We start from the raw sequence: 20,689 nt of genomic DNA on the forward strand, positions 1-20,689 counted from the left end.
CCGGCTTTTTCTTTTATGGACCGTTTCGGTGTCGATCCCGACCGGCCGCAATCCGTTGCGTTTTCTGCCGCTTAAGGATGTCATGCGACAAAGTGACAGGTTCAAAGTTACGAATGCCTGCGCATGATGTGCGGCCCGCGGGAAAGATTGCATTTTCGCCAATTCTTAGTACGCTAGTCATATCACAAATGGGAGAGGGCTCCATGTCGAACGCTGCCCAGACTCAATCGATCATCGACCGCATCACCTTCCTGCGCATCGACGAGGCGACGAAGGCAACCCTGCGGGAATTCCAGCCCTATCTGGCGCAGCGCATCGACCAAATTCTGGAAGAGTTCTACGGCTACCTGCGCGCCGTGCCGCAGGTTGCGCCGATGCTGGTCAATCCGGCGGTGACCGGCCGCGCCCGCGACCTGCAGAAGCAGCATTGGCTGCGCAACGTCTTCACCGGCACCTTCGACGAGGCCTACGTCAATCAGGTCCTGAAGATCGGCCAGACCCACCAGCGCATCGGACTCGAACCGCGCTGGTACACCGGCGCCTATTGCTTCACCCTGAACAAGCTGATCGAGCTGGCGGCCCAGATCTACCGCAAGAAGCCGGAAAAGCTGTCGCAGCTACTCCAGGCGATCAACAAGGCGGTGTTCCTGGACATGGACCTCGCCACCTCCGTCTATATCGACCTGAACACCGCGGCGATCATCGCGCGGGAATTGGGCAGCACCGCCGACAGCTTCGAACGCGAAGTCAAGGGTGTGGTCCAGGCGGTGGCGAGTGCCGCCCAGCAGCTTCAGGGCACCGCCCAGGCGATGAGCCGCACGGCGGAAACCACCAGCGAGCAGTCGACACAGGTCGCCGCCGCCGCCGAAGAGGCTTCGGTCAACATCCAGACCGTCGCCGCGGCGGCGGAGGAGCTGACCGCCTCGATCGGCGAAATCAGCCATCAGGTGACCCAGTCGGCCGCCATCGCCAACGCCGCGATGACCGAGGCCGAGCGGACCAACGCCACCGTGCAGGGCTTGGCCGACGCCGCCAGCCGCATCGGGCAGGTGGTCAAGCTGATTCACGACATCGCCAGCCAGACCAACCTGCTTGCCTTGAACGCCACCATCGAGGCGGCGCGTGCCGGGGAGGCCGGCAAGGGCTTCGCCGTGGTGGCGAGCGAGGTGAAGAGCCTCGCCAACCAGACCGCCAAGGCGACGGAGGAGATCAATTCGCAGATCGGCGCCGTTCAGGGGGCGACCCAGGAGGCCGTCGGGGCCATCCGGTCCATCTCCGGCACCATCGCCCGCATCAACGAGATCTCCACCTCCATCGCCACGGCCATGGAAGAGCAAGGCGCTGCCACGACGGAGATCGCCCGCAACGTGCAGCAGGCGTCTATCGGCACCCGCGAGGTCAGCGAAACCATCGTCGCGGTGAACGCTTCGGCCAACAACGCCGGTGAAGAGGCCCGCCAGGTTCTGGAGGCGACCAACGAACTGTCGCGCCAGTCGGGAACCCTGAGGTCCGAGGTCGAGCGCTTCCTGACCCGCGTCCGCGCCGGCTGATCCGTTTCACGGTGCAGGTTAGAAGAAAAGGGCGCGTTCCCAGGAACGCGCCCCTTTTCATTGTCCAGGCTCGGCCGCGACGCGACCGCTCAGGCCAGCGTGCGGACCACGAGATCGCTGACCGGAATATTCTCCGCCAGCGCGGCGCGGCGAACCTCGTCCGCGCTGCGCCAATGGCTGTGACCGCCCAGGCTGGTCATAACTCCACCGCGCATCGCCACGAATAAACCAGTCCGTCCCAGATTGACGATTCTCGTCATGATTCAATCCCCCGCCCAATGGTGCGTATTTTAGGTAAAATTGTTTTATTCTTCATGCGATAGAGAAAACCTGTCTCTGCCCACAGACTTATCAAACGGTGTCCTATAACGTCAATAAGACTTCCGGCCTTCAACTCCCTGCCGTTTTCATTGGTCATCTTTCATCCATAAGTGCCAGCCCTCTTCAGAACACCACCGACAATCTTCTGGTATTAATTAGAATCAAATTTTATTTGTTTTACATGGAGATGCAGAAAAGGGGTAACCCTCCGAAAGCCTTATCCCAACCGCGCAGCGTGGGAACGTCCGCATGGCGTGTAGGGTTGTCAGCGAAGCCGCCCTCCGATCCATCGGCGGCACAGTGCGGGGAAAAAACCTGCGAGGCATCGGCATCATGGCAACAGCACAACGCCGCGTCGGCATCTGCGGCACAGCCACCACCGCTCACTTCGAACTGGATACGGCAGAGGAGGACAGCAGCGAAGGCGGGAACAGCGAGAAGCTTGGGTTGCCGCTGACCATCCGTCCGGCAAGGCAGGAGGATTTGCCGACGCTCGAATGGTACGGCCTGCACACCCCCCATCGCGAAATCATCGCCGGCGCTTTCCGTCTTCAGGAACGCGGTGACGGTGCCATGCTGCTGGCCGACGTCAACGGTTTTCCGGCCGGCCAGATCTGCATCGATTTCCTGCGCAAGCGGCCGAGCGGCCGTGCGACCCTATGGGCACTGCGGGTGTTCCAACCCTTTCGTGGCCTCGGCATCGGTATCCGCCTGGTGCGGGCAGCCGAACGGGTGGTGATCCAGCGCGGCGTGCCCTTCGCCGAACTGGGGGTGGATCGCGACAATGCCGGCGTGCTGCCCTTTTACGAACGGCTCGGCTATGAACATTGCGGGCGGGAGCGCGGGCAGTTCCTTTACCACACGCCGGAAGGCCGGCTCGTCCGCGTCGCCATCGACCAGTGGCTCCTGCACAAACGGCTGCTTGAAGCCAGTGGCGTGGCCGGCACCCCCTCGGACCGCAACCAGAGCCTGAAGATGGCCGGCGACTGACCCCTGCTCAGCCTTCTATCCATCTCCATCTGTTCGGCCGCCGCTTATTCGGCCGCCATCGCCATATCGCCCATGGTCGGGCTGTTTGCCGACGTCACCAGCCGCGCCGCCCGTCGGCGCGGCAGGAAGATGCGCGCACCATCCAGCACTCCGCCCAGTTCGGCCATCGCGTCGGTCGCCATGAGCAGTGCGACCGGCGGCAGCCAGCGGTCGAACAGCTGTATCGCCACCTCCGCATCGCCACCCTGCACCGCGGCCAGGGAATCAAGCAGGGCGGCTTCGTCGATGCTGATCCGGCTGCAGGCCGGGCAGCGGATCTCCGGCCTGCGGGCGCCGGCCACCGCAAAGGTGCCGAGCAGGGCGAACAGCGGCAGCAGTGCGGTGTTCGGCACGCCGGCCACATTCAGTCCGATGCGCATCGATGCCATCGCCCCGGCGGTGCCGGCGCGGAACCACTGGCGCACACCGGTCAGCAGCGCCCGTTCGGCGGTTGTCAGGTCCGCCACCATCCAAGGCGAATACCGCCCCTCTTCCACCGTCCCGCACATGCCGATGCTCCTTCATCCGGTTGCAGGAACACCCTACCGCTTCCCCTCTCTAATTGCGAGTCATTCTTATTTGCGAAACTCACCTGTGACAAAAAACAGCTGCCCGTGACAGTGAAAACCATGGAAAGGTCGCGTTAACGAACGGCGGCAATCCTGAAGCGACTATGCAGTTCAGGGGGGTCGCTGGGCATGAGGCGGACGATTCGGGGGGTTGTTCTCGCACTGGTCTCGACGATCGGATTGGCTGTCGCCGGGGGCTTGACGGTCGCCCGCCCGGCAACCGCCCAGATCGTTCTGAAATCCGCCTACGGCGAGGCCTCGCTGGCTGGTCCGGCCAAGGCCCGCGGCGCGGTGGTCTGGAGCCACGGCCGCTCGGTGGACTCCGAAGATTCGGAAGCCCCCACCCCGCTCTACATGAAGGCGATGCGCGACGCCGGCTGGGACGTCTACCGGCTGGACCGCATGCGGGTCAGCGACACCCTGCCCAACAGCTCCCGCGCGCTCGCCGGCTATTCGGAGGCACTGAAGGCCAAGGGCTATCGGCGGGTCGCCCTGACCGGCCAGTCCTTCGGCGCCTTCATCTCGCTGATCGCCGCCGGCCAGACCAACGCCATCGACGCCATCATCGCCACCGCCCCAGCCGCCTTCGGCAACTTCACCGAGGCGTTCGACAGCTATCGCGAGAACGCCGCCCAGCTCTGGCCGATCCTGCGCGAGGTCCGGCGGGCGCGGGTGATGATGTTCTTCTTCCACGGCGACGATTTCGATCCGGGCGGGCGCGCCGAGCCGGCCCGCAACATCCTGACCCAGCGCGGGTTGAGCAGCCTGATCGTCGACCAGCCGTCGCTGCTGACCGGCCATGGCGCCGCCAACACCGGGCTGTTCGTCCGCCGCTTCGGCGCCTGCATCGTCCGCTTCGCGGAAGAGCCGCCGACGCCCAACGACCCGCCCTGCGACGAGACCTGGGGCCGAAGCCCGAGTGCCGAGATGCTGCAGGCCGCCCTGCCCGCGAATGCATCGGGTTCGGCCAGGGGCAACGACGCGACAACCACGCTGCGCCCCTACATGGGCATGTGGTACGGCAGCTACATCAATGGCCGCGAGGTCGCCCTGTCGGTGGAGAAGGCCGAGGGCGACGCCGTCTATGCCGACTATGTGCTGGGCGCCGGCATGGAATCGGACCAGCCCGCCGAGCGGGTGCGCCGCAAGGGCCGGATCGAGAATGGCGAGCTGGTCTTCGATGAAAAGGGGCGCAACATCCTGCGCTACCGCCTGCGCCCGGATGGCCGTGTCGCCGCCAGCTGGCTCGACAAGGACGGCCATGGCCGGCTCGACACGGTGCTGCGCCGGGTGAACTGACTGGCTGCTCCGGAGGGTGCTCAGCCCTCCGCCAGGAAATTGCGGACGATGGCGATCTGCTCGTCCGTCATCAGGGAGGGGGCGTGGCCGGTGTTTGCAATCTCCACCACCCGCACCAGACCGGCAGCCCCCGGCCCACGCTCCGCCATCCGCTCCGCCGTTTCGGCGCTAAGCAGATCGGAGTCCGCGCCGCGCAGGACCAGCACCGGGCAGCGCACGCGGTCCCACAGCGCCCACAGATCGACATCGCCGATGGGGGCCGTCTTGAACGCATCGCCGATGGCCGGATCGTAGGCCAAGCGGAAACGCCCGTCGGGCAGCCGCCGGGCACTGTGCTGGGCCATATGGCGCCAGCACGCGTCGCCGATCGTGCCGAAGCCCATCAGCACGAAGCGCAGGTAGGATTCCAGCGCCGGCAGATCCTCGAACACCGGATCCTTGCCGACATAGTCGGCGATCCGCTGCAACCCGGCCTGGGCGATGAAAGGGCCGACATCGTTGATCACCATGCGGCGGATCGGGCTGTTGGCCTGCGCCGCCAGGGTCATGCCGATCAGCCCGCCCATCGAGGTGCCGATCCAATCGACCGTTTCCACACCCATGCGGGCGATCAGCGCCACCATGTCGGAGCAATATTGCGGATAGCCGTAGAGCGCCGGCACCGGCAGCCAGTCGCTGCGGCCGCGCCCGACCACGTCGGGACAGGCCACCCGCCAGCCATCCGCCAGGGCCAGCGCCAGCCGGTCGAAATCGCGGCCGTTGCGCGTCAGCCCATGGACGCAGACCGCGGTGCGCGCGGCATCGTCCCGCCCCCACTGGGTGTAGGCCATCCTGTGGAACCCGGCGGCGCTGAGGCCGAGGACGTTGCGTTCGGACATCGGCACGGGCGGGCACTCCTGCTCAGGATTGACGGGACTATCCCTTTTTCGGCGATTTGGCGCCGCGTGGCAACTCCGCCTCGACCGCGCGTTCCGCCGCAGCACGGATGGCCGGCATGGCCGAAGACGGCTCCGCCACCGACCCGTCGAAGGGATGGCGGGTGGTGTCGTAGATGCGGCGGATGATGCGGACGTAGTTGCGCGTCTCGTCATAGGGCGGAACGCCCTTGTAACGGTCGACCGCCCCTTCCCCGGCATTGTAGCCGGCCAGCGCCAGCGTCACGTCGCCCTGGAAATAGGCCAGCAGCCAGCGCAGGTATTTCACTCCGCCGGTGATGTTCTGCTTGGGGTCGAAGACGTCGCCGACACCGAAGCGGTCGGCCGTATCGGGGATCAGCTGCATCAGCCCGGCGGCATCCTTGGGCGACACCGCATCGGTGCGGAAGGCGCTTTCCGCCTGGATCACCGCCAGCACCAGCGCCGGGTCGATGCCGTATTTCGGCGCGATGCTGTTGACCAGCGCCACCACCTCCGCCGGGGGCGGCCCCATCTCCCGCACCGGACCGGCGCCGGGACGGCACCAGGGACGGATGCGCCCCATGCGGCCGGGCACATAGTTGACCAGCCGTCGCGCCTCCGGATGCCCGCGCGAGGCGGCGGCGCGCAGCCAGGCGGTGCCGAGCCGGCGGTCCTTGTGCACCCCCTTGCCGAACAGATAGCGGCGGGCCAGCCGGAACGCCGCATCGGCATCACCCTGCTCCGCCAGTTCGCAATCGCCCGATCTGGCTTTGGGAGACGGCGGCAGCAGTTCGGCCACCGCGTTCGGCTTCGCTGCGGATTTCGCATCCGCCGCCGCGGCGATGGACACCGACCCGATACCGACGCCACACAGCGCCAGCGCAATCAGCGGCACCATCACGACACGACGAACGAACAAGCCACGACCCTCCTACGATCCCGCGCCACCCTACGGGAAGCGGAAGTATGGTGTTGCAACCTGTTCAGGACAAGGGTGGGCCAACAGGAGGTGGATCACGGCCCGCGGCGGCGCCTGCCCTGCTTCTTCGGCGCCCCTTCCGGAATGCCGCGTCCCTGGCGGGCGCTGCTGATGCCGATGCTGCCGGGGGTTTCCAGCCCCAGATCCATCGCCTCCAGCCGGCGCAGCTCGTCGCGCAGCCGGGCGGCTTCTTCGAACTCCAGGTCGGCGGCAGCGGCCCGCATGCGCTTTTCCAGATCGGCGATGACGTTCTTCAGATTATGCCCGACCAGCTCGTTGGAGCTCAGGCCGGTCTTGACCGTCACATGGTCGCCGCGCTCATACACGCTTTCCAGAATGTCGCCGATGGCCTTCTTCACCGATTCCGGCGTGATACCATGTTCGAGGTTGTAGGCCATCTGCTTTTCACGGCGGCGTGCCGTTTCGTCGATGGCGTACTTCATGCTGTCGGTGATCTTGTCGGCGTAGAGGATCGCCCGTCCGTCGATGTTACGGGCGGCACGGCCGATGGTCTGGATCAGCGAGGTCCTGGACCGCAGATAGCCTTCCTTGTCGGCATCGAGGATCGCCACCAGCGCGCATTCCGGAATGTCCAACCCCTCGCGCAGCAGGTTGATGCCGACCAGCACGTCATAGGCACCCAGCCGCAGGTCGCGGATGATCTCGATGCGCTCCAGCGTCTCCACGTCGGAGTGGATGTAACGCACGCGCAATCCCGCCTCGTGCATGTATTCGGTCAGCGCCTCCGCCATCTTCTTGGTCAGGGTGGTGACCAGAACGCGATAGCCCTTGGCGACCACCTCCTTGCACTCGCCGATCAAATCGTCGACCTGGGTCTCGGTCGGGCGGATGATCACCGGCGGATCGATCAGGCCGGTCGGGCGGACCAGCTGTTCGGTGAAGACGCCGCCGGTACGCTCCATTTCCCAGGGACCGGGCGTGGCGGAGACGAAAACCGTCTGCGGCCGCATGCCCTCCCATTCCTCGAACTTCAGCGGCCGGTTGTCCTTGGCGCTGGGCAGGCGGAAACCGTAGTCGGTCAGCGTCGATTTGCGCATAAAGTCGCCGCGGTACATGCCGCCGATCTGCGGCACCATGACGTGGCTCTCGTCGACGATCAGCAGCGCGTCGCCCGGCAGATATTCGAACAGCGTCGGCGGCGGATCGCCAGGGGCGCGGCCGGTCAGATAGCGGGAATAATTCTCGATGCCGGCGCAGGATCCGGTCGCCGCCATCATCTCGATGTCGAAGGTGGTGCGCTGCTCCAGCCGCTGAGCCTCCAGCAGCTTGCCTTCGGCGGCGAACTCCTCCAGTCGGTCCTTCAGGTCCCGCTTGATCTGGCTGATCGCCTGATTGAGCGTCGGCTTCGGCGTCACATAGTGGCTGTTCGGATAGACGCGTACCGCCTCCAACGCCGCCAGCTTCTCGCCGGTCAGCGGGTCGATTTCGTGGATGGCCTCGATCTCGTCGCCGAACAGCGAGATGCGCCACGCCCGGTCTTCCATGTGGGCCGGGAACAGCTCCACCGTGTCGCCGCGGACGCGGAACAGGCCGCGGCCGAAGGCGGCGTCGTTGCGCTTGTATTGAAGCTCGGTCAGCTTGCGCAGCAGCTCCGGCTGGGCGATCACCTCGCCCTTGCGCAGATCGACGGTCATCTCGGAATAGGTCTCGACCGAACCGATACCGTAGATGCAGGACACCGACGCCACGATGATGACGTCGTCGCGCTCCAGCAGAGCCCGCGTCGCCGAGTGGCGCATGCGGTCGATCTGCTCGTTGATCGACGATTCCTTCTCGATGTAGGTGTCGGTGCGCGGGACGTAGGCTTCCGGCTGGTAATAGTCGTAGTAGGAGACGAAGTATTCCACCGCATTGTTGGGGAAGAACGACTTCATCTCGCCATACAGCTGCGCCGCCAGCGTCTTGTTGGGCGCCAGGATCAGCGTCGGGCGCTGCACGGTCTGGATGACGTGCGCGATGGTGAAGGTCTTGCCCGACCCGGTGACGCCCAGCAGCACCTGATCCTTCTCGCCCTGCCGCAGTCCGCCGGTCAATTCCTCGATGGCGTTCGGCTGGTCGCCCGCAGGCGTGTAGTCCGACACGATGACGAATTGCTTTCCAGCTTCCAGCTTCGCGAGAGGCTTGGCGGGAATGGCGGACAGGACAGGGCTTGCCATGGGGCGGCGATCCGGATCAGGGGACGGGTACGGAACAGGAACCGATTATATGGCTGCAATCCCCCTGCCTGTCGAGCGCGGGCTTGGCGGGAATTGCAATCCGGTTCATACCCCGCCCATCATCCGATTTCCCGAAGCGCTTGCCCTCAGTGCATTCACCGGGACTTCAGCGCCTCACACAAATGGCTTGGAAGTTGATGACACGGGAGGGACAGGTGCCCCAACTTGAACGCTGCATTAGGTTATGGCATTATCCTGTTTAGAGTATGAAGTTGAGGCGGCTCACCAAGCGTATCCGGGACGGGGCAACAGCGAGTGGTCCTTCCTTAAGTGCGGCCACAACGTTTCATAGACCTACTGTTGTCGTGCAGTCGACGGACCCTCCATGTCAGACAAATTCTTTTCTGAGATTTCCGACACTCTGTCTTCCGCCAGATCGGTCGAGGATTTGACCCGCCCGCTGCTGAGCCTTCTTGAAGCGGTAACGGAGCTGGAGGCCACCTATCTGACCTGCATCGACCAGGAACTCGGCGTCCAACGCGTCATGTTCGCCTACAACAGCAAGACGATGCAGATCCCGGAAGGGCTTGTCGTTCCCTGGGAAGGAACCCTGTGCAAGCGTGCACTCGACGAAGGGCGGTTTCATACCGACGATGTGCCGACGCTGTGGGGCGATTGTGACGCCGCCAAGTCTCTCGGCATTCAGACCTACGTCAGCACTCCGGTTCGGCTGAACGACGGCAGGATTTTCGGCACCCTGTGCGCCGCCGGGTCGGAACGCAAGCCGCTGACCCCGAAGGGCGAACAGGTTCTCCGCCTCTTCTCCTCGCTGATCGGCCTGCATGTGGAGCGGGAGCAGCTTCTCGAAAACCTTCAAACCGTCAACACCGCGCTGGAAGCGCATTCCTTCACCGACGTGCTGACCGGACTGCCGAACCGCCGCTTCCTGCTGAAGGAGATGGAGAGGCTGTTCTCGGATGCCGAACGGACCGGACAGACGGTCCTGATCGCGTTCATCGATCTGGATGGCTTCAAGGCGATCAACGACCGTCACGGCCATGAGATCGGCGACGGGTTCCTGATCGAGGTGGGAAAGCGCCTGTCGGGCGGCCTGCGGGCCGGAGACATCCTCGCCCGCTTCGGCGGCGACGAATTCATCGTCACCGGCCTCGGTCCCTCCGGCGACGACAAAGGCCAGGCAGCGGCAGAGGTTCTGTGCAGCCGCCTTGCACCGCTGCTGGTCGGCGACTACGCGTTGCGCGGCACGACGCTGCACTATTCGGGCGCAAGCTTCGGCCCCATCGCGTCCGATCCGCGAACCGTCACGGTTGAGACCGCGCTGAGGAACGCGGACGCCGCGATGTACGAGGTGAAGCGCAGACGGAAGGCGCTTCGAGCCTGACAACTCGAGCCTGACAGCGGGGCGGGGACGGGGGCGGCGGCCCCCTACCCCAGTGCCTTCGGATTGGAAATTCCCAGTCGCGCTTCGACGATGGCCTCCAGCGAGTCCATCAGCACGTCCTGCCCTTCATTGTCGAAATCTCCGGCGGCGATCTCGATGCACAGGCGGTGCTGCAAGGCTTCCACCCGCTTGCGCAGGTCGTCGCCCGACAGCGCGTCGTCGGCATCCTCGCCATACAGCAGGGCGAGCGCCCCCAGCATCGAATGGCCGGCGGCGTCCAGTCCCTTCAACTCGCGCTCGGCAATCTCCAGCGCATTGGCGACCATCAGCGCGGCGAAACGCGCTTCCGGTGCCACATGGGGAAGCACGTCGGCACGGAAGGTGGAGGCGGCGATCTCCAGCAGGCCGCGGGCGTCGGGATTGGCGCGCATCAGGCCACCCTCTCCACGGCACCCGCCGCCATGCCGCCGAGGGCGCTGACGGCGCGCAGATGGCGCAGCATGTCCATCTCGATTTCCGGCAGCATCCGTCCGGTCAGCGCCAGTTCCAGCGAGCGCTCGGCCCCGGAGCTGTGGCGCAGCCCCTGCTCCACCGCGATCGCCGCCCAGCGCAGATAGGCCGCCGTTTCCCAATAGGCGACGCGCGCCGGATCGACGCGGCGGCCGGAGGTTTCCTCATAGCCGGCATAGAAGTCCGCCCGGTCGGCGATGCCGCCCGCCTCGCGGTCGGGCCGGCGGAACCGCCAGGAGCGGGCGCAGAACCAGCCCAGATCCTCCATCGGGTCGCTGAATCCGGCGAACTCCCAATCCAGGATCGCGGTCAGCGCGCCGTCCTTGACCAGATAATTGCCGGTGCGGAAGTCGCGGTGGCACAGCACCACCGCACCCGGCTGCGGCGCGTTGACCTCCAGCCAGCGCAGCCCCCAGGCGATCACCGGATCGCGCCGCCCCAGATCGCCGAACCAGCGGCGGTACTGCGCCAGCGTCCCCTGCGCCGGGCAGTCGGGCGCCTCGCCCAGCCGCTCCAGCCCCTCGGCATCCGGCGTGATCCGGTGCAGCAGGCCAAGCTGCCGTCCAAGCTCGCGCGCCAGCTCCGGCTGCGCCGCATCGGACCGCGTCACCGCATGGCCGGCACCAAGCCCCTCGGCCCGCCGCATGATGTAGAAGTCATGCCCCAGCACGGCCGGATCGTCGCAGCCGAACAGCGGTTCCGGCGCCATCACCCCGGCCGCGAAGGCGGCGCGCAGGATCACGAATTCCCGCAGCTTGCCGATGCTGGCCGAAATACGCCCGCCGCCCTCGGCCCGCAGGACGCATGCATGGCACCCGGCCAGCGGTCCGCCGACGATATCCAGAGTCACCGCCAGATTCAGGGAGATCGCTCCGCCGCCGAGCCGTCCATCCTCCGTCACCGTGACGCGGGATGCGCCGGCCTGTGCGGCCAGCCAGTGTTCCAGTCGAACCCGGTTGGCACCGGACAGCAGCGAAGGCGGGGACTGGTCGGACGCTTTCACGACGTGCATGACGATCTCCCTCCGAAGGTTGCTGGGCGCGTTGGTTCGCGCGTCTTTATCGGTTTGAGCCGCCGATGGTAGGCACGAAGCGCTGTTGCAGACAAGTTTCACCTTGGTAGGAAAAACGACTACACCCCCAAAAAAGTCGGCCCCTCCCCCACCGGTCAGGCGGGGAAGGGGCCGTTTTTGCGTGAGGGAAGGAGAAAAGGCCTTACGCGGCGACCGGGTGGTTCTTGCCCTGCTCCTGGCCGGCCGTATTGCCCTGCTGGGCGGCCGGAACCGGGGCCGGCCTGGCTTCGCGGACCGGAAGCATGTCACCGATGCCGAAGGCGACGGCCATCAGGTTCGGCACCGCCATCGCGGCGAGCAGGACCGACCACAGTTCCAGCGACAGGGTGCCCAGCGGGTTGACCAGCGCGGCGGTGGCGGACGAGGCGACCAGCGCGGCGGAAAGCCAGGCCTCCGGCTTGGCGCAGAAGCGGCCGGCGGTGCGCTTGCCGCCCTTGGCGGTCACCCGGAAGGCATCTTGGCTGCGGACCAGACCGCGGACGACGGCCAGGGCGACGGTGGTGGACAGCGCCATGCCGACGGCGCAGGCGCCCAGGCTTTCCTTCCAGCTGTTGCCCGAGGCATAGCGCGAGGCCAGCAGGCTGGAGCCGGCACGCAGGACCAGGGCACCCAGCACGGCGGCGGTGGCTGCCACCGGCGGCAGGTGCAGCGGCAGTACCAGCGAGGCGAAGGTCCAGACCACGGCGGCGGCGGCGGCGAACAGGCCGACCGCGTCGGACCACCAGCGGATCCAGTTGGTGACGTAGCCCAGCTTCTGCCGCGCGCTCAGCTCGGCCGCACCCGGCAGGAACTTCTTCCAGTGGGCGCGGACGATCTGGGTCGAGCCGAACACCCAGCGGTCACGCTGCTTGCGGAACTGCATGAAGTTGTCCGGGGCCAGACCGGCGCCGAGCCGCTCGTCGGTGTAGGCGGCGCGGTAACCGGCCGACAGGATGCGCAGGCCCAGCTCGGTGTCCTCGCAGATGCCGGCTTCCGACCAGCCGCCGACCCGATCCATCGCCGAGCGGCGCAGCATGATCATCGTGCCATGGCAGATGAAGGCCTGGGACGACACGCCCTCCTGCATGCCGACGTCGAAGAAGGGACGGTACTCGGCGGTCATCGCTGACTTCAGCATCGTCTCGTGGCCGTCGCGGTGCTCCTGCGGAGCCTGGACGATGCCGACCGACGGATCGGCGAAGGTCGGGGCCAGCTTCGACAGCCAGTCGGGCGATACGGTGTAGTCGGCATCCAGCACGGCGACGATCTCGGCGGCCGGATCGGTGTGGCGCAGCGCGGCGTTCAGGGCGCCGGCCTTGAAGCCGGAGATCTTCTTGTACCAGTGGAACTTGAACTTCGGCCCCAGCGCCTGGCACATCTCCTCCACCGGGCGGACCAGATGCTCCTCCTCGGTGTTGTTGATCAGGACGACGACCTCGTAGTTCGGGTAGTCGAGCCGCGACAGCGAAGCCAGCGTGGCGTTCAGCACGTCCGGCTGCTCGCGGCAGGCGGCGACGTGGATCGAGACCATCGGCTTGTGCTCGATGCTCGGCACCGCGTGCGGCAGCAGGGCCGGGGCGCGGCCGGTCAACAGCCGGCGGGCGACGTCCACCAGATCGGCGAAGGCGACGCTCATCATCAGGGTGCCGAGCGCGAAGGCCGAGCCCCAGGTGGTGACCGCACCGAAGGTCAAATACTCGGAATAGGCGCCGGCAACGGCCGAGCCGATGGCGAAGCCGATGATGTTGGCACCGAGCGAGGCGGCGAGCGCGAAGCCGGCATTGGTCCGGCGGCGGAAGACGGCGAAGGCCGACAGGGCGAGGCCGACGGCGAGCGCCACGCCCGCGGCGACCCGCTCGCCATAGGGGGCGGCGACGGCGCCGGTCATCGACCATTTCGGCTGGCGGTCGGCATCGAGCACGCCCCAGGTCGGGCCGGGCGAGCCTTCGATGGTGGACTTCCAGATGCCGTCGAAGGCCTCGACGACGTTGTAATGCAGGCCGAGCGCGTTGGCTTCCGCCGCGAAGCCGCGGACGACGGCGGCCTGGGCCTCCGGCGTCGGGTAGGCGTCGTGGAAGTTCTCGCCGCCCGACGGCCAGCCGACCTCGCCGACGAACAACGCCTTGCCCGGATGGGCCTTGCGCACGGTGTCGAGCCGGTCGCGGATCCAGGTCAGCGCATCGGACACCGGCACGCCTTCCCAGTAGGGCAGGACGTGGACGCCCATGAAGTCGGACGCCTTCACCGTGGCGTCGGCCTTGACCATCTCCGACCACACGTCGGCGGTGCCGACCTTGATGGTGGCGGGAACGGCGGCGCGTACGCGCTTGATGTAGGAGGCCAGCTCGGCATCGGTCAGCTCGGCGCGCAGCAGCGTCTCGTTGCCGACGACGATGCGCTTGATGCCGCGGAATTCCTTGGCCAGCGCGATGCCGTGCAGCACCTCCCGCTCGTTGCGGGACTTGTCCTTGCTCAGCCAGATTCCGAGCGTGACGTCCAGCCCCTTGGACACCGCGATCTCCGGCACCTCGCCCTGCGAGCCGAGCGTCGAGTAGGTGCGGACGCCGTCGGCGAAGCCGGCGATGGCGGTCATGTCCTTCTCGATGTCCTTGCGCGGCACCACCGGCTGGTGGTTCGGGTCGTAGCTGCGGCCCGACGGCGAGTAGGATACGGATTCGATACGGCCCGGCTCCGCCTCCACAGGCGTCGGCGCATTGCGCCAGGACCAGAAGGACGCGTGGCCGGCGGTCACGGCCAGCAGTGCGGCGGCGATGGCTGCGCGCCGGATCGAGTTCTTCGGGTTGCTCATGGGGAGTTCGCGTGCCCTGTTGCTGGGTGGCCGTTCGCCACCGGACATCCGCACAAACGGGCAAACCCACTTCCCTATTCCGCCGCTTCCAAAAAATTTTTGTGCAGTGCGGAGAGCGGAACCCCGGCCGTCGGCTCCTGTTGGACAACGACAGGTTTACAAATGCTCAAGCCACAGGAGAACGCCCCATGGCCACCCGCCACGAAGACAGCCCCGAACACAAGAAGGCCCACGATCTGGCCGAGCAGGCGCTGGACAAGGCCGCCGGCGGCGATCCCCGCAAGGCGCGCGACCTGATCGAGGAAGCCAAGAGCATCGATCCGAAGATCGGCGAGGAAATGGCCCGCGAGGCCGCCGAGGATCAGAAAAAGGCCGACAAGTTCGTCGACAAGACCGACAGGTAAGCGACAGGAAGACGCTCCCCCTCCCAGCGCGGGAGGGGGAGCGTCTTGTTCGTCCTTACTCCGCCGCCAGCGCCTCCGCCGGCACCGGCGGGGTCCAGCGCAGGACCGGCTTGCGGGCGGCGGCCGTCTCGTCCAGGCGACGGCGCGGCGTCAGGCGCGGCGCAGCCTGGAAATAGGCGACGTCACCCGACTTCGCCCGCTCGGCCAGCGCACGCAGCGCATCGACGAACTGGTCGAGGCTGGCCTTGCTCTCCGTCTCGGTCGGCTCGATCAGCAGGGCACCGTGGACGACCAGCGGGAAATACATGGTCATCGGGTGGAAGCCCTCGTCAATCAGCGCCTTCGCCATGTCGAGCGTGGTGACCCCCGTCCCCTTCAGGAAGCGGTCGTCGAACAGGCATTCGTGCATGCACGGCCCCTCGAAGGAGGCCGTCATCACGTCCTCCAGCCGTGCCATGACGTAATTGGCGTTCAGCACCGCATCGCCCGACGCCTGCCACAGCCCGTCGGCGCCATGGCTCAGCATGTAGGACAGGGCGCGGACGAACATGCCCATCTGGCCGTGGAAGGCCTTCATGCGGCCGAAGGCCGGACCGTCGCCGGCATTCTCGACCAGCGCGAAGCCGTCCTTGCCATGGGTGACGTAGGGCACAGGGATGTAGGGCGCCAGCGACTCCGCGAAGACCACCGGCCCCGACCCCGGACCGCCGCCGCCATGCGGGGTGGAGAAGGTCTTGTGCAGGTTGATGTGCATGACGTCGATGCCGAGATCGGCCGGACGTACCCGCCCGACGATGGCATTGAAGTTGGCGCCGTCGCAGTAGAAATAGGCGCCGGCCGCATGCACCGCCTCGGCAATCGCGATGATGTCGCGTTCGAACAGGCCGCAGGTGTTCGGGTTGGTCAGCATCAGCCCGGCCACGTCGGGACCGAGCTTGCCCTTCAGCGCGTCCAGATCGACGCGGCCGTCGGCGGTCGCCGGGATGGCATCGACGCTGTAGCCGCAGGCGGCGGCGGTCGCCGGGTTGGTGCCGTGGGCGCTTTCCGGCACCAGGATCTTGGTGCGGCCGCTGTCGCCCTTCGCCTCATGCGCCGAGCGGATCGCCATGATGCCGCACATCTCGCCATGGGCGCCGGCAGCGGGCGCCAGCGTCACGGCGGCCATGCCGGTCAGCGTCTTCAGCCAGTAGGCCAGCTGGTCCATCAGCTCCAGGGCACCCTGCACCGTGCTGACCGGCTGCATCGGGTGCACGTCGGAGAAGCCCGGCAGCCGCGCCATCTTCTCGTTCAGGCGCGGGTTGTGCTTCATCGTGCAGGAGCCCAGCGGATAGAACCCGCTGTCGATGGCGTAGTTCTTCTGCGACAGGCGGGTGTAGTGGCGGACCACCTGCGGCTCGGCAAGGCCGGGCAGCCCGACCCTGGCGCGCGGCTTCACCGCACCCAGCCGCGAGGCCACCTTCGGCACGTCCGGCAGATCGACGCCGGTGCGGCCGGCACTGTCCTGTTCGAAGATCAGCGGCTCTTCGATCTGGAGACCGCGGTTGCCGGTGACGGTGCCGGTCACGCCGTCGAACGAGGCGGCACCGGCCGGAATGGCCGACGGACGGCCCTGGTTGTTCATGCTCATGCCAGAACCTCACTCAGAGCGGCAGCGAAGGCGTCCATGTCGGCGTCGGTGTTGGTCTCGGTGACGGCGACCAGGAGAAGGTCTTCCATCTCGCCCGGATAGAGGCGCGACACCGGCACGCCGCCCAGGATGCGGCGCTTGGCAAGCTCCTCGACCACCGCGGCGGCCGGCTTCGGCAGCTTGACGGTGAACTCGTTGAAGAAGCCGTCGTTGAGCACCTGCACACCCGGAACCGCCGCCAGCTTGTCGGCCATCCGGACCGCCTTGACATGGTTCAACTGGGCCAGCTGCGTGATCCCCGCCTCGCCCAGCAGGCTGACATGGATCGAGAAGGCCAGCGCGCACAGGCCGGAGTTGGTGCAGATGTTCGAGGTCGCCTTCTCGCGGCGGATGTGCTGCTCGCGGGTGGAGAGCGTCAGCACGAAGCCGCGGCGGCCGTCGGCATCCACCGTCTCGCCGCACAGGCGGCCCGGCATCTGGCGGACATATTTGTCCTTCACCGCGAACAGCCCGACATAGGGGCCGCCGAAGTTCAGGGCGTTGCCGAAGGACTGGCCTTCCGCCGCGACGATGTCGGCGCCCATGTCGCCCGGCGGCGTCAGCAACCCCAGCGACAGAGCCTCCGTCACCACGACGATCAGCAGCGCGCCCTTGGCCTGGCAGGCGGCGGCAAGATCGGTGTAGTCGCGGACATGGCCGAACACGTCCGGATTCTGCACGACGACGCAAGCCGTCTTGTCGTCGACCAGCGCCAGCAGATCCTCGCCGCCGGTCGGGGCGGCAGGCAGGGCCACCGCCTCGAAGCCGATGAAGCGGGCATCGGTGGTGGTCACGTCGCGGTAATGCGGGTGCAGGCCGCCGGACAGGATCGCCTTCTTCCGCCGGGTGACGCGGTTGGCCATCATGACGGCTTCGGCGCAGGAGGTGGCGCCGTCATACATCGAGGCGTTGGCGACATCCATGCCGGTCAGCAGCGCGACCTGGGTCTGGAATTCGAACAGGACCTGAAGCGTGCCCTGGCTCACCTCCGGCTGGTACGGCGTGTACGCGGTCAGGAACTCGCCGCGCTGGACCAGATGGTCGACGGTGGCCGGCACATGGTGGCGGTAGGCGCCGGCGCCGAGGAAGCTCGGCACCGACCCGGCCGGCACATTCTTGGCCGCCATGGAGCCGAGCAGCCGTTCGACCTCAAGCTCGCCCATATGGTTGGGCAAGCCCCCGATCGGGCCGGCCAGACGGGCCGCCTTTGGAACGTCGCGGAACAGGTCTTCGACCGATGTTGCGCGGATGGCCTCCAGCATCGACTGCCGGTCGGCCTCGGTCAGGGGCAGATAGCGCATGTTAGTGGGATTCCTCCACGAAGGCCTTGTAGGCCGATTCGTCCATCAGGCCATCCAGTTCGGAGGCGTCCTTGAGCTGCAACTTGAAGAACCAGCCCTCGCCCTCGGCGGCGCTGTTGACCATCGACGGGTCGTCCACCAGGGCCTGGTTGGCTTCCACGACTGTACCCGACACCGGGGCGTAGACGTCGCTGGCGGCCTTCACCGATTCGACGACGGCGGCTTCCTTGCCCTTCTCCAGCACGCGGCCGGCGTCGGGCAGCTCGACGAACACAACGTCGCCCAGCTGGCTCTGGGCGAAGTCTGTGACGCCGACGGTGGCGACATCGCCATCGACCTGAACCCACTCGTGGTCCTTGGTGAATTTCTTGCTCATCGGAAGGTTTCCCTGTTCAAAACGGTTGCTTGTGGTTGGGAGCGCCGAGGCATCAGCCCCGGTAATAGCGTTGCGGCACGAAGGGCGTGGCGGCGACGCGGGCGGGCAGCGGCTTGCCGCGCACCACCAGAGTCAGCGGCGTGCCGACCGCGGAGTTCGCGATGTCGACATAGCCCATGGCGACCGGCGCACCGGCGGTCGGGCCGAAGCCGCCGCTGGTGATCTCGCCGATGACGGTGCCGTTGGCGTCCTGGATTTCGGTGTGCTCGCGGGCCGGCTGGCGGCCTTCCGGCTGGATGCCGACGCGGCGGCGCGACGTGCCCTCGGTCAGCTGCCGGTGGATGATGTCATAGCCGGGGAACCCGCCCTCGGCGCGGCGGCGCTTCGGCAGGGTCCATTCCAGAGCGCCGTCCACCGGCGTCGTGGTGGTGTCGATGTCGTGGCCGTAGAGGCAGAGCCCGGCCTCCAGGCGCAGCGAGTCGCGGGCACCCAGCCCGATGGCCTCAACCTCCGACTCGCCCAGCAGCGCGCGGGCGATCATCTCCGCGTCGGCCTTGTCGCAGGAGATCTCGTAGCCGTCTTCGCCGGTATAGCCGGAGCGGGTCAGGATCACCGGCACGCCCTTGAAGGTGGCGGACAGGTAGCTCATGAACTTCATGGTGGCGGCTTCCGGCACGAAGCGGGCCATCATCGCGGCCGCCATCGGACCCTGGAGCGCCATCAGGGCGAGGTCGTCCAGCAGCTCCACCTCGGCCTTGCCGGCCAGCTTCTCGCGCAGATGGGCGACGTCCTGCTCCTTGCAGGCGGCATTCACCACCAGGAACAGATGGTCACCGGCATTGGTCACCATCAGGTCGTCGAGAATGCCGCCCTGCTCGTTCAGGAACAGCGTGTAGCGCATGCGGCCCTGCGCCAGCCCCTTGATGTCGCCGGGAACCAGCGTTTCCAAGGCAGCGGCCGGATCGGCGCCGGTCAGGCGGACCTGCCCCATGTGGGACACGTCGAACAGCCCGGCCTTCTCGCGGGTGTGCTGGTGCTCCTTGAGGATGCCCAGCGGATACTGCACCGGCATGTCATAGCCGGCGAAGGGGACCATGCGGGCGCCAAGCTCGACATGGAGCGCGTGCAGCGGGGTGGTCTTGAGAGCGGTTGCGGCCTCGGTCACGCTGGTCCTCCGACAGGGTTACGGCTCCCGCACCGGGATCGGTGCGGATCGCTGCCCCCTCTGTCTTGGACCTGAGAGATTCACCGCCGTCCGGTCGAGCCGAACACCCGGTTTACTCCTTCGGTGAGTCGCGGCGACTGGGCGCCGAGGCTGCTTTCCAGAGTTGCCTTATCCCCTTGCGGTCCTTTTGCCTGAGAGTTTCCGGGGGCGGTTGCTCCTTCGGCGCCACCTGCGGACCTGTCGATTTACGACAAGCTCACAAGCGATCTCTCCCGCGAGGGATCATCGGCGTGATGGCGGCACACTGTCGCGAATGGACAGGTTTGTCAATTGGAGGGATTGGGCTTCATGCCCGCCCCTCCCCGGCCGTCATCCCCGCGAAGGCGGGGATCCAGGTTGCCAGCCCAAACACTTGAGGTCTCTGGATTCCCGCATCCACGGGAATGACGGTCGATAAGGATTGCGCCTGCTAAGCGACGACCTACTTCTTCACCTGCGTCCGGTTGAAGTTCAGCTGCTCCGGCGTCAGCTGGAAGCCGAGATAGATCTTCCAATCCTTGGCGTTGGCGTCCTTGGGCAGCGGGATCTTCGGCGTCAACTCCTCGCGGGTGCCGGCGCGCGGCTGGCCGGGGACGAAGGTCACGTCGGTGTCGAAATAGGCCTTCGACACCAGCGTGTCGTCCGGCTGGGCCAGGGCGACGAAATACTGGTACTTGGCCGTGCTGCCCTGGAGCGCCGGGCCGCGTTCCGCCACCAGATAGACGTTCACGTTCACGGTGACGCCGCTGCTGGTGTAGTCGCAGCTGCCGGTGAAATCGGTCAGGGCGGCGCGCGACTCCAGATCGGTCAGATCCTTGCCGCCGGGACGGAACACCGTCACTTCCTGCAGGTCGCGGACGATGTTGACCTTCGGGCAGGCCAGCGCCGCTTCCGACGGGCTGGTCGGCCCCAAGCCGGAGCAGCCGGAAAGCACCAGAACGGCCCCGGCCGCGAGCGACGCAGGGCGGCCCATCCCAAAGAGGGACGCCAGCGGGCTTTTCCGGGCGGGGGTTCCTATATTACGGTCGCGGCGGTCCATCGGTTCGGCCTGATCGGTTAACGGGCTGTTGGACCGCGACTTTAGTGTCCCAGCTTGACCGGCACAAGACCGCGCGGCGGTTCTATCCCTTGTGACCGTTCAGCGCA

At 66.6% G+C, this 20,689-nt stretch carries 19 protein-coding genes and 1 riboswitch; of the genes, 5 read left to right on the forward strand and 14 right to left on the reverse strand.

Features of this window, described 5'->3' with window-relative positions:
• Positions 1-203 precede the first annotated feature (203 nt).
• On the forward strand, positions 204-1,550 hold the full coding sequence (locus tag CRT60_RS29045) for a globin-coupled sensor protein (RefSeq protein WP_098739932.1): 1,347 nt from the start codon (positions 204-206) through the stop codon (positions 1,548-1,550).
• A gap of 89 nt (positions 1,551-1,639) precedes the next feature.
• Here CRT60_RS29045 and CRT60_RS36550 read toward each other — a convergent pair whose 3' ends face one another.
• Both CRT60_RS36550 and CRT60_RS36310 read right to left on the reverse strand, forming a co-directional pair.
• On the reverse strand, positions 1,640-1,810 hold the full coding sequence (locus CRT60_RS36550; RefSeq protein WP_158285618.1) for a hypothetical protein: 171 nt from the start codon (positions 1,808-1,810) through the stop codon (positions 1,640-1,642).
• A complete protein-coding gene (locus tag CRT60_RS36310) occupies positions 1,807-1,968 on the reverse strand; it encodes a hypothetical protein (RefSeq protein ID WP_161958131.1) in 162 nt (53 codons plus the stop codon). The genes CRT60_RS36550 and CRT60_RS36310 overlap by 4 nt, the downstream gene beginning before the upstream one ends.
• Positions 1,969-2,204: 236 nt before the next feature.
• Here CRT60_RS36310 and CRT60_RS29050 point away from each other — a divergent pair, with 236 nt between their 5' ends.
• Positions 2,205-2,861 (forward strand): GNAT family N-acetyltransferase, encoded by a 657-nt coding sequence (locus CRT60_RS29050; RefSeq protein ID WP_098739933.1) that lies wholly within the window; start codon positions 2,205-2,207, stop codon positions 2,859-2,861.
• A gap of 44 nt (positions 2,862-2,905) precedes the next feature.
• Here CRT60_RS29050 and CRT60_RS29055 read toward each other — a convergent pair whose 3' ends face one another.
• Positions 2,906-3,409, reverse strand: a complete 504-nt coding sequence (locus CRT60_RS29055; protein ID WP_098739934.1) for a hypothetical protein — start codon at positions 3,407-3,409, stop codon at positions 2,906-2,908.
• 240 nt (positions 3,410-3,649) lie between these two features.
• Here CRT60_RS29055 and CRT60_RS29060 point away from each other — a divergent pair, with 240 nt between their 5' ends.
• Positions 3,650-4,768: an alpha/beta fold hydrolase gene (locus CRT60_RS29060; RefSeq protein WP_244592828.1), complete on the forward strand. Its 1,119-nt coding sequence runs from the start codon at positions 3,650-3,652 to the stop codon at positions 4,766-4,768.
• A gap of 20 nt (positions 4,769-4,788) precedes the next feature.
• On the opposite strand, the gene CRT60_RS29065 is transcribed toward CRT60_RS29060, so the two are convergent.
• The 3 genes from CRT60_RS29065 to uvrB all read right to left on the reverse strand — a co-directional run bounded on the left by CRT60_RS29065 (position 4,789) and on the right by uvrB (position 8,820).
• The gene (locus CRT60_RS29065; RefSeq protein WP_161958168.1) at positions 4,789-5,646 is read right to left on the reverse strand and encodes an alpha/beta fold hydrolase; all 858 of its coding nucleotides are present in this window, start codon (positions 5,644-5,646) and stop codon (positions 4,789-4,791) included.
• A gap of 37 nt (positions 5,647-5,683) precedes the next feature.
• A complete protein-coding gene (locus tag CRT60_RS29070; RefSeq protein WP_098739937.1) occupies positions 5,684-6,583 on the reverse strand; it encodes a lytic transglycosylase domain-containing protein in 900 nt (299 codons plus the stop codon).
• Between the two features lie 95 nt (positions 6,584-6,678).
• On the reverse strand, positions 6,679-8,820 hold the full coding sequence (gene uvrB / locus CRT60_RS29075) for an excinuclease ABC subunit UvrB (protein WP_098739938.1): 2,142 nt from the start codon (positions 8,818-8,820) through the stop codon (positions 6,679-6,681).
• 385 nt (positions 8,821-9,205) lie between these two features.
• Between uvrB and CRT60_RS29080 the strand changes: the two genes are divergently transcribed.
• Complete coding sequence (locus tag CRT60_RS29080) at positions 9,206-10,222, forward strand: sensor domain-containing diguanylate cyclase (protein ID WP_098739939.1); 1,017 nt, start codon at positions 9,206-9,208, stop codon at positions 10,220-10,222.
• 44 nt (positions 10,223-10,266) lie between these two features.
• Here CRT60_RS29080 and CRT60_RS29085 read toward each other — a convergent pair whose 3' ends face one another.
• From CRT60_RS29085 to CRT60_RS29095, 3 genes are all read right to left on the reverse strand, one after another.
• Entirely contained in the window at positions 10,267-10,653 is a 387-nt protein-coding gene (locus tag CRT60_RS29085) for a DUF6285 domain-containing protein (protein ID WP_098739940.1), read from the reverse strand.
• The gene (locus tag CRT60_RS29090; RefSeq protein ID WP_098739941.1) at positions 10,653-11,744 is read right to left on the reverse strand and encodes a phosphotransferase family protein; all 1,092 of its coding nucleotides are present in this window, start codon (positions 11,742-11,744) and stop codon (positions 10,653-10,655) included. Before CRT60_RS29090 ends, CRT60_RS29085 begins: the two co-directional genes overlap by 1 nt.
• A gap of 202 nt (positions 11,745-11,946) precedes the next feature.
• Complete coding sequence (locus CRT60_RS29095) at positions 11,947-14,592, reverse strand: glycosyltransferase (RefSeq protein WP_098739942.1); 2,646 nt, start codon at positions 14,590-14,592, stop codon at positions 11,947-11,949.
• A 188-nt stretch (positions 14,593-14,780) separates the two neighbouring features.
• Here CRT60_RS29095 and CRT60_RS29100 point away from each other — a divergent pair, with 188 nt between their 5' ends.
• Positions 14,781-14,996, forward strand: coding sequence for a hypothetical protein (locus CRT60_RS29100; RefSeq protein ID WP_098739943.1), 216 nt, complete (start codon positions 14,781-14,783; stop codon positions 14,994-14,996).
• A gap of 55 nt (positions 14,997-15,051) precedes the next feature.
• Here the strand turns inward: CRT60_RS29100 and gcvPB are convergent, their stop codons facing one another.
• The 5 genes from gcvPB to CRT60_RS29125 form a co-directional block, all read right to left on the reverse strand.
• Positions 15,052-16,623, reverse strand: coding sequence for an aminomethyl-transferring glycine dehydrogenase subunit GcvPB (gcvPB, locus tag CRT60_RS29105; RefSeq protein ID WP_098739944.1), 1,572 nt, complete (start codon positions 16,621-16,623; stop codon positions 15,052-15,054).
• Complete coding sequence (gene gcvPA / locus CRT60_RS29110; protein WP_098739945.1) at positions 16,620-17,963, reverse strand: aminomethyl-transferring glycine dehydrogenase subunit GcvPA; 1,344 nt, start codon at positions 17,961-17,963, stop codon at positions 16,620-16,622. Before gcvPA ends, gcvPB begins: the two co-directional genes overlap by 4 nt.
• 1 nt (position 17,964) lies before the next feature.
• Positions 17,965-18,339, reverse strand: a complete 375-nt coding sequence (gene gcvH, locus CRT60_RS29115) for a glycine cleavage system protein GcvH (protein ID WP_098739946.1) — start codon at positions 18,337-18,339, stop codon at positions 17,965-17,967.
• A 52-nt stretch (positions 18,340-18,391) separates the two neighbouring features.
• On the reverse strand, positions 18,392-19,504 hold the full coding sequence (gene gcvT / locus CRT60_RS29120; RefSeq protein ID WP_098739947.1) for a glycine cleavage system aminomethyltransferase GcvT: 1,113 nt from the start codon (positions 19,502-19,504) through the stop codon (positions 18,392-18,394).
• A 169-nt stretch (positions 19,505-19,673) separates the two neighbouring features.
• Positions 19,674-19,789: riboswitch (glycine riboswitch) on the reverse strand.
• Positions 19,790-19,985: 196 nt separating this feature from the next.
• Positions 19,986-20,516 carry a hypothetical protein gene (locus tag CRT60_RS29125; protein WP_098739948.1) on the reverse strand — a complete coding sequence of 177 codons (531 nt, stop codon included), beginning with the start codon at positions 20,514-20,516 and terminating at the stop codon, positions 19,986-19,988.
• Positions 20,517-20,689 lie beyond the last annotated feature (173 nt).

Origin of the sequence: Azospirillum palustre (assembly GCF_002573965.1) — a bacterium.
In the GTDB taxonomy this organism is placed as follows: domain Bacteria; phylum Pseudomonadota; class Alphaproteobacteria; order Azospirillales; family Azospirillaceae; genus Azospirillum; species Azospirillum palustre.